The organism is Micromonospora sp. NPDC002389 (assembly GCF_040296095.1).
GTDB lineage: Bacteria > Actinomycetota > Actinomycetes > Mycobacteriales > Micromonosporaceae > Micromonospora.
Genome location: NZ_JBEOWP010000001.1, coordinates 522173 through 534377, shown reverse-complemented (window position 1 = coordinate 534377; position 12205 = coordinate 522173). Strand labels below are relative to the sequence as shown.

Sequence of the window (12205 nt, the reverse complement as noted above, 5' to 3'; positions counted from 1 at the left end):
CCATGCGGGCGGGCGGTCAGCGCAGCGGGGTGTGAGCGGGGTCGACCCGCTCGGCGGGCGCCGGAGGCGGCGGGGGAGTGCCGTCGCCGAACGGGCGACCGCCCAGCGACTCCCGGTCGTGCGGGGTGAGCCAGTTCGACAGGTCGGGGCCGACCGGCACCACCCCGGTCGGGTTGATGTCCCGGTGCACCTCGTAGTAGTGCCGCTTGATGTGGTCGAAGTCGATCGTGTCGCCGAAGCCGGGCGTGGTGAACAGGTCCCGCGCGTACGCCCACAGCACCGGCATCTCGCTCAGCTTCTGCCGGTTGCACTTGAAGTGCCCGTGGTACACCGGGTCGAAGCGGACCAGCGTGGTGAACAGCCGCACGTCGGCCTCGGTGATGGTGTCCCCGACCAGGTACCGCTGCCCGGCCAGGCGCTCGCTGAGCCAGTCGAGCCGGTCGAACAACCGGTGGTACGCCTTCTCGTACCCCTCCTGGCTGCCGGCGAAGCCGCACCGGTACACCCCGTTGTTGACGTCGCTGAAGACCAGCGCGTTGACCTCGTCGATCTCGTCGCGCAGGTGCTCGGGGTAGAGCTGCGGCGCGCCCGGACGGTGGTGTGCGGTCCACTCGGTGGAGAGGTCCAGGCTCATCCGGCTGTAGTCGTTGGTCACCACCTGGCCGGTCGGGACGTCGACGATCGCCGGCACGGTGATGCCGCGCGGGTAGTCCGGGTAGCGGGCGAAGTACGCCTGCTGGAGCCGCTCGATGCCGAGCACCGGGTCGCGCCCCTCGGGGTCGAGGTCGAAGGTCCAGCTCCGCGCGTCGTGGGTCGGCCCGGCGACGGCCATCGAGATCGCGTCCTCCAGCCCGAGCAGCCGCCGGACAATGATCAGCCGGTTCGCCCAGGGGCAGGCCCGGCTGACCGCCAGCCGGTAGCGGCCCGGCTCGACCGGGTAGCCGTCCCGGCCGTCGACGGTGATCCGGGTGGTGATGTAGTTCTGGTCCCGGTTGAACTCGCCCTGCTCGACGTACTTCCCGCCGGTGCTCGTACCGCCCTCGCCCATACCGCCCCCAAGGTGTCGCCACGTCGTCCTGGCTCCCATCATGGCCGATCATGCGCGGGCCGGCGCGGGGAGCCGCCGGACGCCACGGTCCGGGCCGGACGGTGGAGATCCTTCGGGTGGTGGTCGCGCGCGCCGTGGCCACAGGGCAGGATGTTGCGCATGAGCGAGCGAAGCGAGTCGGCCGGCGTACCCGGCAGCGGCCTGGTGAAGGGGCTGGCGGTCACGCTCAAGACGATGACGAAGCGCTCCACCACCCAGCAGTACCCGGACGTCGCGCCCGACCTGCCGCCCCGCTCGCGCGGGGTGATCGCGCTGATGGAGGAGAACTGCACGGTCTGCATGCTCTGCGCCCGCGAGTGTCCGGACTGGTGCATCTACATCGACTCGCACAAGGAGGAGGTGGCGGTGCCCGGCGCGGCCCGGCCCCGCCAGCGCAACGTCCTCGACCGGTTCGACATCGACTTCTCGCTCTGCATGTACTGCGGCATCTGCATCGAGGTCTGCCCCTTCGACGCGCTCCACTGGTCGCCGGAGTTCGAGTACTCCGAGTACGACATCAAGGACCTGCTGCACGACAAGGAACACCTGGGCGAGTGGGTGGCGACCGTGCCGCCGCCGCCCGCGCACGACCCGCAGGGTGAGCCGGCCAAGGAGGAGACCGCCGCCGCGCGCAAGGCCGCGGTCCCCGCCGCGTCCGCCGCCCGGCCGACCGTCCCGGCGGTACGCCCCGAGCGCCGCCCCGCCGCCCGCCCACCCGCCGCCGAGCCCGGTGCCGCAGGTGCGGGTACGCCCGAGACCGATGCCGGGGAAGGCACTCCCGCGTGACCGGGGTGGACGCCCTGCTGCTCGCCCTCGGTGCGGTGGCGGTCGGGTCGGGGGTGCTGGTGGTGGCGACCAGCCACCTGGTCCGGGCCGGGCTCTACCTGGTGGTCTGCCTCGGCGCGCTGGCCGCGATGTACCTGGTGCTCTCCGCCGAGATGGTGGCCTGGGTGCAGGTGCTGATCTATGTCGGCGCGGTGGTGGTGCTGCTGCTGTTCGCGGTGATGCTGACCCGGGCACCGATCGGCGCCTCCGACGACCTGGACCGTCCCGGCTGGCCCGCCGCGCTGATTGGTGGCGGCGTCGGGCTCGGGTTGTCCGCCCTGCTCGTCGACGCGTACCGCTGGACCACCGTGGAACTGCCCGAGCCGGGCAACGCCGAGCGCATCGGTGAGCAGGTCTTCGGGAGCTGGGTGCTGCCCTTCGAGGTGCTCTCCGTACTGCTGCTCTCCGCGCTGGTCGGCGCGATCGTGCTGTCCCGCCCGGAGATCGGTCGGGTGCCACGCGACCGGGCCGAGGCGTCCGAGGGCAGCGCGTCGGAGGGCGGCGCGTCCGAGGGCAGCGCGTCGGAGGGGCGGTCGCGGTGAGACCGGTCATCCCGTACGTCACCGCCGCCCTGCTGTTCGGCCTCGGCGTCTACGGCGTCCTGCGGCGGCGCAACGCGGTGCTGGTGCTGATGGCCGTGGAGTTGATGCTCAACGCGGTGAACCTGATCCTGATCACCGCCGACACCACGGCGAAGGCGCTGCTGCCGCACGGCGGGCAGGTCTTCGCCCTCTTCGTGATCGTGCTGGCCGCCGCCGAGATCGGCGTGGGCCTGGCGATCGTGCTCCAGCTCTATCGGATGCGGGCCAGTGTGGCGGTGGACGAGATCCCGCTGGCCGAGCGCCCTCCTGACGAGCCGACGCCGGTGACGGCCGGTCCGGCCGGCGGCGTGGTCGCGGAGGGGGAGCGGTGAGCACCACGACGCTGCTGGGTGTGCTGCTGCCGGTCGTCCCGCTGGTCGCCGGCCTGACCGGTCTGCTGCTGCCGCCCTCGCCGCGCGGCTCCGCCCTCGGTGCGGACCCGGCCCGCCGGGCGGCCGTCGCGCTCGGCGTGACCGGTGCGGCCGGTGCTCTCGCCCTGGCGGTGGCCCTGCTGGTCACGCTGGACGACCCGGTGGAGGCGTCGACCACCTGGATCGACCTCGGCGGTCTCGCCGTCACCCTCGGGGTACGCCTCGACGGTGCCGCCGCGCTGGTCGCCGTCGCGGTCACCGCCGTAGCCCTGGCCGTGCAGGTCTACTCGACCGGCTACCTGACCGGTGGCCCGCGCGAGGACGGGGACGTCGACCACGTACCCGTCGGGAGGGGAGCCGGCGAACCGGCAGGCTACCCGCCGTACGCGGCCCAGATCAGCCTCTTCACCGCCGCGATGCTGCTGGTGGTGGTCTCCGGGGACCTGATCCTGCTGCTGGTCGGCTGGGAGGTGATGGGCCTCTGCTCGTACCTGCTCATCGCGCACGACCGGCGGCTGCCGGAGGCCCCGGCCGCCGCGACGAAGGCGTTCCTGGTGACCCGGGTCGGCGACGTGGGCTTCCTGCTCGGCATCGCGCTGCTCGGCGTCTCGGCGGGCAGTTTCCGGATCCACGACGTGCTCGTCCACTCGCACAGCACCGCCACGCTCACCGCCGCCTGCCTGCTGCTGCTCGCCGGGGTGGCCGGCAAGAGCGCCCAGTTCCCGCTGCACACCTGGCTGCCCGACGCGATGGCCGGCCCGACCCCGATCTCCGCGTTGATCCACGCCGCGACCATGGTCGCCGCCGGGGTGTATGCGGTCACCCGACTGTGGCCGCTGTTCGAGGCCACGCCGGTCGCGTTGGCGGTACTCGGCGTGATGGCGTCGGTGACGCTGCTGCTCGGCGCGTTGGCCGCCACCGCGCAGGACGACATCAAGCGGGTGCTGGCCTGGTCCACGGTTTCCCAGCTCGGCTACATGACCGGTGCGCTGGCCGTCGGTTCGCCGTCCGCCGCCCTGTTCCACCTGCTCACCCATGCCGCCTTCAAGGCGCTGCTCTTCCTCGCCGCCGGTGCGGTGATCCACGCCCTCGGCACTGCGCTGATGTCCCGGATGGGCGGGCTGCGGCAGACCATGCCGGTCACCTTCTGGTGCATGCTGATCGGGCTGGGCGCGCTGGCCGGCGTACCGCCGCTCTCCGGTTTCTGGAGCAAGGAGGGCGTGCTGGCCGCCGCCGCCGACGCCGCCTCCGAGGGCGGCCCGGCTCCGACCTGGGTGGCGTGGCTGGTGCTGGTCTCCGGGCTGGTCGGGGTGGCGCTCACCGCCTGGTACGCCACCCGGCTGCTGCTGCGGACCTTCTTCGGCGCGCTGCGCAGCCCGCAGCTCCATCCGCACGATCCGCCCGCCGCCCTGCGCTGGCCACTGCTGCTGCTCGCGGTGCCGACGGTCCTGCTCGGCCTGGCCGGATTCTCGTCCTGGTTCACCGACCGGCTGCTCTCCAGCGCTCCCAGCGGGCTGGGCGTACCGGAACTGGTGCACATCGGGCCGCTGATGCTGCTGCCGCTGGCGCTGCTGCTGGTCGGGGTGGCCCTGGCCTGGCGGCGTGACCCGGCCGTCGACCCGGCCACCACGCTGGGTCCGCTGCGGCCGGTCCTCGCCCGCGCGTTCCGGCTCGACGACGTCCAGCACGCCCTGGTGGTACGCCCGACGACCGCGTTGGGTCGGCTGGCGCGTACCGCCGACGAGCGGGTGGTGGACGGCGCGGTCACCGGCACCGGGCGGGCGGCCCGAGCGCTCGGCGGCGGGCTGGGCACCCTGCACCGGTCGGCACTGCCCCGGGCGGTCGTCGCGGTGCTCGCCGGTGCGCTGCTGCTCGGCTTGGCCGCCGTCCTGATCGGAGGAGCGGCATGACGTCCGGGGAAGTCCTGCTGGTGGCGGTGCTCGCGCTGCCGGCCCTCGGTGCCCTGGCGGTCGCGGCCACGCCGCACGACCGGGGCGCGCGGGTTCTCGGCACCGTCGTCGCCGCGCTGACCCTGGTCGCGGCCGTCGCGCTGCTCGCCGGCCGGGACGCCGGCTGGTCGGCGTACCTGCCGGACGGCAACGCCGGTGCGGTGCTGCCCTGGCACACCGTCGACCTGCCCTGGGTACCCGGTCTGGACCTGCGCTTCCACCTCGGGGTGGACGGCATCTCCTGGCCGTTGGTGGTGCTCACCGCCCTGCTCACGCTGCTCTGCTGCGGCTACAGCCTCTGGCGGGTGCCGACCGGCGGCAGTGGGAAGGCGCTGGTGGCGCTGCTGCTGGTGGTCGAGGTCGGCATCCTCGGCACCTTCCTCGCCCTCGACCTGGTCCTCTTCTTCCTCTTCTTCGAGGTCGTCCTGCTGCCGATGTACGCGATCATCGTCGGCTGGGGCGGCGACAGCACCGATCTGGCGGCGGTCGACGCGCGGCGGCGGGCGGCCCGGAAGTTCGCCCTCTACACCCTGTTCGGCTCGGTGCTGCTGCTGGTCGGCGTGTACGTCGTGGTGGCCGCCGCCGGCACCGCCGACATCGTGGCGCTGACCGGCGGCACGGAACTGTCCAGGACCACCCAGCTCACCGCGTTCACCCTGCTCGCGGTCGCCTTCGCGGTGAAGAGCCCGCTCTGGCCGCTGCACTCCTGGCTGCCCGACGCGCACACCCAGGCGCCGACGGTCGGCAGCGTGCTGCTCGCCGGTGTGCTGCTCAAGATGGGCACGTACGGCCTGATCCGGGTCGCCGTCGGGGTGGCCCCGGAGGGTGCCCGCTGGGCGGCGCCGGTGCTCGGCGTGCTCGCCGTGGCCGCCATCCTGGTCGGCTCGCTGGTCTGCCTGGCGCAGACCGAGCTGAAACGGCTGATCGCGTACTCCAGCGTGGGGCACATGGGCTTCGTGCTGCTCGGGATCGCCACCCTCACCGCCACCGGCATCCAGGCGGCGCTGATCGGCAACGTGGCGCACGGCATCATCACCGGCCTGCTCTTCTTCCTGGCCGGCGCGATCAAGGACCGTACCCACACCGGAGCGCTGAGCGAGCTGTCCGGGCTGCGGGAGACCGCCCCCCGGCTGTCCGGGCTGCTCGCCTTCGCGGCGGTCGCCTCGCTCGGGCTGCCCGGCCTGGCCGGCTTCTGGGGCGAGGCGTTCGCCGTGGTCGCCGCGATCCAGGTGGGCGGCGCACTCTGGACCACGCTGGCCGTGTTGGCGGCGCTCGGCGGGGCGTTGACCGCCGCGTACCTGCTGCGGCTGTTGCGCCGGGTCACCCACGGTCGACCCACGCCGACGGTCAGCGGCCTCGGCCCGGGGATCGCCGGGGCCGAGCTCGCCGCCTGGGTGCCGCTGGTGCTGCTGACCCTCGCCGTCGGGCTGGCCCCGACCCTGGTGCTGGGCGTCGCCGAGGCACCGGTGGCCGCCCTGGTGGGAGTGCTGCGATGAGTGAGCGTCAGCGGCGGAGCGGAGTGCCGGCATGAGCGAGCGTCAGCGAGCGAATCGTCAACGCAGCGCGGTGGTGTCTCATGACGGCACGCAGCGGAGCGGAGTGCCGGCATGAGCATGGTGCAGAGTGTCGACCACGTCGCGTTGCTTCCGGCGTACCTGGCCGCCGGTACGGCCGTCCTGGTGCTCCTGGTGGACCTGCTGCTGGCCCGTCCGGCGGCGACGGTGGCCGCGGCGGTCACCGGTGCGGTCGCCACCGCCGTGGGGGCGGCGGCGGTCGGCACGCTGCCGGACCGGCGTACGTTCTGCGTCGGCGCCGACTGCTCGTACGTCTTCGGTGGCCGAGCCGCCCTGGTCGCGGCGCTGGTGGCGTTGCTGATGGTCGGGGTGCTGGCGTTGTCCGGGCCGTTGCTGCGCGACGGGCGGACTCCGGTGGGGGAGTACTGCTTCCTGCTCGCCTGCTCGATGACCGGCGGTGTGGTGCTCGGCGCGGCCGGCGACCTGATCACCCTGATCGTGGCGGTGGAGGTGCTCACCCTTCCGCTGTACGTGCTGGTGGGGCTGCGCCGGGGCAGCCTGGCCAGCGCCGAGGCGGCGGTGACCTTCTTCGTGGTGAGCGTGGTGGCCACCACGCTGACGCTGCTCGGTGCCGCGCTGCTCTACGCGGTCAGCGGCGCGCTGCACCTGGAGCGGCTGGGCGGACTGCTCGCCGACGGGGCACTGCTCGACGTGCCGCTGACCACGGTGGCGGTGACGCTCGTGGTGGCGGGACTGGCGTTCAAGGTGGCGGCGGTGCCGTTCCACGTCTGGGCGCCGGCCACCTACGACGGTGCGCCGCTGCCGGTGGCCGCGTACCTGTCGACGGCTTCGAAGCTCGGCGGGGTGGTGGCCCTGCTCGCCGTGGTGCAGCACGCGTTGCCGGCCGAGGTGACCGGTCCGGTGCTGGCCACGGTCGCGGTGCTGACCATGACGGTGGGCAACCTGGTGGCGCTGCGTCAGCGGCGTACGGTGCGGTTGCTGGCCTGGTCCTCGGTGGCGCAGGCCGGCTACATCCTCGCTCCGCTCGGCGCGCTGGCCCTGGCCGATCCGTACGCGCGCACCGGCGCGTACGCGGCCGCCCTGGCGTACGCGGTCTTTTTCGTGCTGTTGGAACTGGCTGCCTTCGCCGGGGTGGTGGCGCTGCGCCCGGCCGGCGCGGACGGCGGCACCCTGGACGACCTGCGGGGTGCGGCCCGCCGGCACCCGTGGATCGGCGGTGGCCTGGCGTTCGCGCTGGTCGGGTTGGCGGGCCTGCCACCGGCGCTGGCCGGGCTGTTCGCCAAGGTGACGGTGGTCCGTTCGCTGCTCGGCGGTGAGGCGAACTCGCTCGCCCTGGTGGTGGCGGTGAACGCGGTCATCGGCCTGGCCTACTACCTGCGGGTCGCGGCGTCGCTCTACGGCCCGCCCGGGGACACCGTCGCGCCCGCGGTCCGGCCGGGACGGGCGGTGACCGCCGCGCTGGCGGTGGCGACGCTCCTCGCCGTGGTGGTCGGGTTCGCACCGCAGGTCGTGCTGGATCTCGCCGGAGGCTGACCGCGACCGCACTCCTGGTCATGACTGCCGTTCAGGTAACTCTCAGTCATGAAGCGGATGGTTTACGGGTACCGGGTTGTTGTACCGGTCAGCGGATCCCGTCATCCGTGCACCGAAGGAGTGATCGTGCACCACAACCGTCTGAAGACCGCCGCGTTGCTCGGCCTGCTCACCTCGCTGATCCTGGCGGTGGGCTACTGGTTCGGCGGCAGTGGCGGACTGGTCGTCGCCGTCCTCGTCTCGCTGGCGATGAACGGTTTCACCTACTTCTACTCGGACAAGCTGGCGTTGCGCTCGATGCGGGCGCAGCCGGTCACCGAGGCACAGTTCCCGGAGCTGTACCACATGGTGCGGGAACTGGCCGCCGAGGCGCGGCAGCCGATGCCCCGCCTCTATGTGAGCCCGACCGCCCAGCCCAACGCGTTCGCCACCGGCCGTAACCCGCAGAACGCGGCGGTCTGCGTGACGCAGGGGATCGTCGAGATCCTCGACTACCGCGAGCTGCGGGGCGTGATCGGCCACGAACTGTCCCACGTCTACAACCGGGACATCCTCATCTCCAGCGTGGCGGCCGGGCTGGCCGGCATCATCACCATGCTGGCGAACCTCGCCCTGTTCATCCCGCTCGGCGGCAACAGCGACGAGGACGGCCCGAACCCGATCGTGCTGCTGCTCACCATCATCCTGGGCCCGATCGCCGCGACCGTCATCCAGCTCGCGATCAGCCGCAGCCGGGAGTTCCAGGCGGACGCCTCCGGCGCTGAGCTGACCCGCGACCCGCTGGCCCTGGCCAGCGCGCTGCGGAAGATCCACATGGGTACCCAGCGTCGGCCGTTGCCGGCCGAGGGCCAGCTCACCAGCACCGCTCACCTGATGATCGACAACCCGTTCAAGGGCGGCGGCATCTCCGCCCTGTTCGCCACGCACCCCCGGATGGAGGAGCGCGTGGCCCGACTGGAGCAGATGGCCGCCCAGACCGGCCCGGTCCGCTACCAGCGCTGACGCACCACCCAACCCCTTCGCCGCCCGCGCCGGGTCACCCGGCGCGGGCGGCGCTCCGGTACGCCCGTGTGAGCGCGATAACCATGTTGCCCGGCGCCGTCGGAGCGTTAGGGTCTAAACGAATCTGGCTCATTACATCTGCGGTGGGGGTTAACGGTGGTCGGGCTGCGCCGGTATCTGAGCGTCTGGCAGATCCCAGGGGCACCGACTCTGCTGGTCACCGGCATCCTCGGGCGACTCGGGATCGGCATGACGCCGCTGGCGCTGCTGCTCGTCGTGGAGCAGGTCACCGGCCGGTACTCGCTGGCCGCCCTGGCCGGCGGCTGCTACGCCCTCACCGGTGCCGCGCTCAGTCCCGTCGCCGGACGGATCGCCGACCGGATCGGCCCCACCCCGGTCCTGGTCGGCACCGCGATCGCCCACCCGTTGGCGCTGATCGGGCTGCTCCTGTCGGCCCGCTCCGACACGCTGCCCTTCGCGTGGGTGCTGGTGGCCTCGGCGCTGGCCGGTGGGTCGTACCCGCCGCTGACCGCCGCCATCCGAGGCGCCTGGAACGACCTGACCAGCGTCTCCTCGGGCCGCTACCACCTGCGCAACACCGCCCTCGCGGCAGAGACGACGCTGTTCGAGATCGTCTTCGTGCTCGGCCCGCTGCTCGTCGCCGGCTTCATCCTGTTCGCCGACGCCGGGGCGGCCCTGATCGGCGCGGCCGTGGTCACCCTCGTCGGCACCGTGGCGGTGGCGCTCGGCAGCACCATGCGGGGCTGGCAGCCGCACTCCCGTGAGCACCGCACCCGAGGGCTCGGCCCACTGCGGGTCCCCGGCTTCCCGGCGCTGCTGCTCTGCGTGGCCAGCCTCGGCATCGCGTTCGGCGCGACCGGCGTGACCGTGCCGGCGTTCGCCACCCGCTACGCCGCCGACGACCCGGACAGCCTCGCCGGTGTGCTGCTGGCCGTCTGGGGGATCGGCAGCGCGATCGGCGGGTTCTGGTTCGGCCTGCGCCGTCCGGCCCGGAACATGACCCGCCAGTTCGCCTGGCTGCTGGGCGGGGTGGCGAGCAGTTTCGTGGTGTTCGCCGTGATGCCCACGGCGGGCGCGCTGGGCGTCGCCCTGGTGATCGGTGGTGCCGCCATCGCCCCCGCGCTGACCCTGGAGAACACCCTGGTCGGGCGGATCTCCCCACTGGGCATGCTGAACGAGGCGTACACCTGGGTGGTGACCATGTCGGTCGGCGCGAGCGCGGCCGGTGGCGCGGTCGCCGGCCTGATCGTCGATCAGGCCGGCGGGGTGCCCTGGGCGTTCCTGTTCGCCGGTGCGGCGGTGGCCGTCGGGGCCGGGGTCGCGGCCATGCCCGCCGGCCCCATCGCCCGCGCCGAAGCCGACACGGTACGCCAGGAAGCCCCGGCCGCCGTCTGACCGCAGCCCGAACGGGTACCCGGGCGGCATGTTCGCATTCTTCTCGAACCGCCTCGGCTGCCTGGGCTCGATCCTGGTCAGCGCCGTCCTGACCGTCCTGCTGCTGTTGCTCTTCAACCGGTGAGTCGCGTCGGCCCGTCCACGTCGGTCCGGTCCACGGTCAGGGGCGCAACGCACGGAGCGCGTGCGCGACCAGCGCGTCGGCATACTCGTCCGTGAGCGGCCCGAGGCGGAGCAGCCACCGCTGGTACAACGGCGCGTAGAGCAGTTCGAGCGCCAGGTCCAGGTCGGCGTCGGCGCGGATCTGCCCGGCCCGCTGCGCGCTGCGCAGCCGCTCCCGCTTGGCCTCGTCCACCGGAGCCGCCAGCCGTTCCCGGTACTGCGCGGCCAACTCCGGATCGGCCGCGATCTCCAGGTTGAGCGCCCGGATCGGCGCCTCGAACGCCGGGTCGGCGAACTCCGCGACGGTGGCCCGCAGCACCGTCCTCAGGTCGGCCTCGATGTCACCGGTGTCCGGCAGCACCACACTGCCGGCCTCCTCGCTCAACGCCAGGAACGCGTCGAAGACCACTGCCCCCTTGGACCGCCACCATCGATAGATCGTCTGCTTGCCGACCCCCGCCCGCGCCGCGATGGCCTCGATGGAGAGCTTCGCGTACCCGACCTCGGAGACCAGCTCCCGGGTGGCCGTCAGCACGGCCTGCCGGGACCGTTCACTGCGGCGCGCCGGGTCCGGGCGCTTCGGGGCCGTCTCAGGTGCTGGGTCGGTGTTTCTCGGGGCCGGGGGCATGGGCCTGAGCATAGCGAGAGTGAGACGAGACGTTCCGTCTTGACGGCACGGTATTGGTGGAGCACACTCGTTTCGTCAAGCGAGACGGTCCGTCTCGTCTTATCTGAGGAGGAGGTGCGAGGGTGGCAGATCCTCGCGTGTGGTTCATCACCGGGGCCACCCGTGGCCTCGGCCGGGCGGTCACCGAAGCCGCCCTGGCCGCAGGCGACCGGGTCGTCGGAGCGGCCCGCGACATCGGGCCGCTGGCCGAACTGGTCGCGCGCTACCCCGACCGGCTGGCCACGCTGCCCCTGGACGTCGCCGACCGGGCCGCCGTCACGGGGGCGGTGGACCGGGCGGCCGGGACGTTCGGCCGGCTCGACGTCGTCCTCAACAACGCCGGCGGGATGCTGCTGGGCATGCTGGAGGAAGCCACCGAGGAACAGATCCGCCAGCACTTCGACGTCAACTTCTTCGGCGCCGTCTGGGTCGCCCAGGCCGTCATCCCGCACCTGCGCGCACAGGGCGGCGGTCGCCTGCTCCAGGTCACCTCGATGGGCAGCGGAGGCGGTGTCGCCTCCGTCGGCCTCTACGCGGCCGGCAAGGCTGCACTCGACGCGCTCAGCCAATCCGTGGCGATGGAACTCGCACCCTTCGGCATCACGGTCAGCATCGTGCAGCCGGGCGGCTACGACACCGGCCTCTACACGTCGGGCATGACCGCAACCGAGCCCCAACCGGCGTACGCACAGTTGCGGGCGAAGCTGGCCGAACTCTGGGGCGACGACGCCGGCCCACCGCCCGAGACCGCCGCACCGGTCATCATGAAGCTGGTCGACCTGCCCGAGCCGCCGCTACGCCTCATCGTCGGCAGCAGCTCCTACGACATCGTGCAGCAGATGGAGCGGGCCAGAGTCGACGAGTACCGAGCCTGGGAGACTCTCAGCCGCCAGGCGCCCGGCTGAGCCGCGCGTACACCCGACCCCACCGCGACGTCTTGCGCCCGGCCCGGGTTGGCGGTGCGGTTCGAGGCGGGGCAGTCGAAGCCGATCTGGCCAGCCCGACCGGCTGGGGCGGCGGCGCCGTCGGCGGTGTGGACGCGGCACGCGGCTCGGCGGAACACCGCTCGCCGGCCGC

General features: G+C 72.9%; 11 protein-coding genes. 9 read left to right on the top strand and 2 right to left on the bottom strand.

Annotation, left to right across the window (positions count from 1 at the left end):
* Positions 1–16 precede the first annotated feature (16 nt).
* Positions 17–1048, bottom strand: a complete 1032-nt coding sequence (locus ABT008_RS02470) for a glutathione S-transferase family protein (protein WP_350693184.1) — start codon at positions 1046–1048, stop codon at positions 17–19.
* Between the two features lie 159 nt (positions 1049–1207).
* On the opposite strand from ABT008_RS02470, the gene ABT008_RS02465 reads away from it, so the two are divergent.
* From ABT008_RS02465 to ABT008_RS02430, 8 genes are all read left to right on the top strand, one after another.
* On the top strand, positions 1208–1873 hold the full coding sequence (locus ABT008_RS02465) for a NuoI/complex I 23 kDa subunit family protein (RefSeq protein WP_502890321.1): 666 nt from the start codon (positions 1208–1210) through the stop codon (positions 1871–1873).
* The gene (locus ABT008_RS02460) at positions 1870–2454 is read left to right on the top strand and encodes an NADH-quinone oxidoreductase subunit J family protein (RefSeq protein WP_350692924.1); all 585 of its coding nucleotides are present in this window, start codon (positions 1870–1872) and stop codon (positions 2452–2454) included. The genes ABT008_RS02465 and ABT008_RS02460 overlap by 4 nt, the downstream gene beginning before the upstream one ends.
* Positions 2451–2825, top strand: coding sequence for an NADH-quinone oxidoreductase subunit NuoK (nuoK, locus tag ABT008_RS02455; protein WP_350692923.1), 375 nt, complete (start codon positions 2451–2453; stop codon positions 2823–2825). Before ABT008_RS02460 ends, nuoK begins: the two co-directional genes overlap by 4 nt.
* On the top strand, positions 2822–4774 hold the full coding sequence (locus ABT008_RS02450) for an NADH-quinone oxidoreductase subunit 5 family protein (RefSeq protein WP_350692922.1): 1953 nt from the start codon (positions 2822–2824) through the stop codon (positions 4772–4774). Before nuoK ends, ABT008_RS02450 begins: the two co-directional genes overlap by 4 nt.
* Complete coding sequence (locus tag ABT008_RS02445; protein WP_350692920.1) at positions 4771–6309, top strand: complex I subunit 4 family protein; 1539 nt, start codon at positions 4771–4773, stop codon at positions 6307–6309. Before ABT008_RS02450 ends, ABT008_RS02445 begins: the two co-directional genes overlap by 4 nt.
* Positions 6310–6420: 111 nt before the next feature.
* Positions 6421–7881, top strand: a complete 1461-nt coding sequence (locus ABT008_RS02440; protein WP_350692919.1) for an NADH-quinone oxidoreductase subunit N — start codon at positions 6421–6423, stop codon at positions 7879–7881.
* 126 nt (positions 7882–8007) lie between these two features.
* Complete coding sequence (htpX, locus tag ABT008_RS02435) at positions 8008–8883, top strand: zinc metalloprotease HtpX (protein ID WP_350692918.1); 876 nt, start codon at positions 8008–8010, stop codon at positions 8881–8883.
* 156 nt (positions 8884–9039) lie between these two features.
* A complete protein-coding gene (locus ABT008_RS02430) occupies positions 9040–10299 on the top strand; it encodes an MFS transporter (RefSeq protein WP_350692917.1) in 1260 nt (419 codons plus the stop codon).
* Between the two features lie 160 nt (positions 10300–10459).
* Here the strand turns inward: ABT008_RS02430 and ABT008_RS02425 are convergent, their stop codons facing one another.
* Positions 10460–11089, bottom strand: a complete 630-nt coding sequence (locus ABT008_RS02425; protein ID WP_350692915.1) for a TetR/AcrR family transcriptional regulator — start codon at positions 11087–11089, stop codon at positions 10460–10462.
* 122 nt (positions 11090–11211) lie between these two features.
* Between ABT008_RS02425 and ABT008_RS02420 the strand changes: the two genes are divergently transcribed.
* A complete protein-coding gene (locus tag ABT008_RS02420) occupies positions 11212–12033 on the top strand; it encodes an SDR family NAD(P)-dependent oxidoreductase (protein WP_350692914.1) in 822 nt (273 codons plus the stop codon).
* Positions 12034–12205 lie beyond the last annotated feature (172 nt).

What these genes read in the sequence shown, in the direction of transcription:
- ABT008_RS02440 (WP_350692919.1), top strand. Translation starts at nt 6,421, where the DNA reads ATGAGCATGGTGCAGAGTGTCGACCACGTCGCGTTGCTTCCGGCGTAC.
- ABT008_RS02470 (WP_350693184.1), bottom strand. Translation starts at nt 1,048, where the DNA reads ATGGGCGAGGGCGGTACGAGCACCGGCGGGAAGTACGTCGAGCAGGGC.
- ABT008_RS02445 (WP_350692920.1), top strand. Translation starts at nt 4,771, where the DNA reads ATGACGTCCGGGGAAGTCCTGCTGGTGGCGGTGCTCGCGCTGCCGGCC.
- ABT008_RS02425 (WP_350692915.1), bottom strand. Translation starts at nt 11,089, where the DNA reads ATGCCCCCGGCCCCGAGAAACACCGACCCAGCACCTGAGACGGCCCCG.
- ABT008_RS02465 (WP_502890321.1), top strand. Translation starts at nt 1,208, where the DNA reads ATGAGCGAGCGAAGCGAGTCGGCCGGCGTACCCGGCAGCGGCCTGGTG.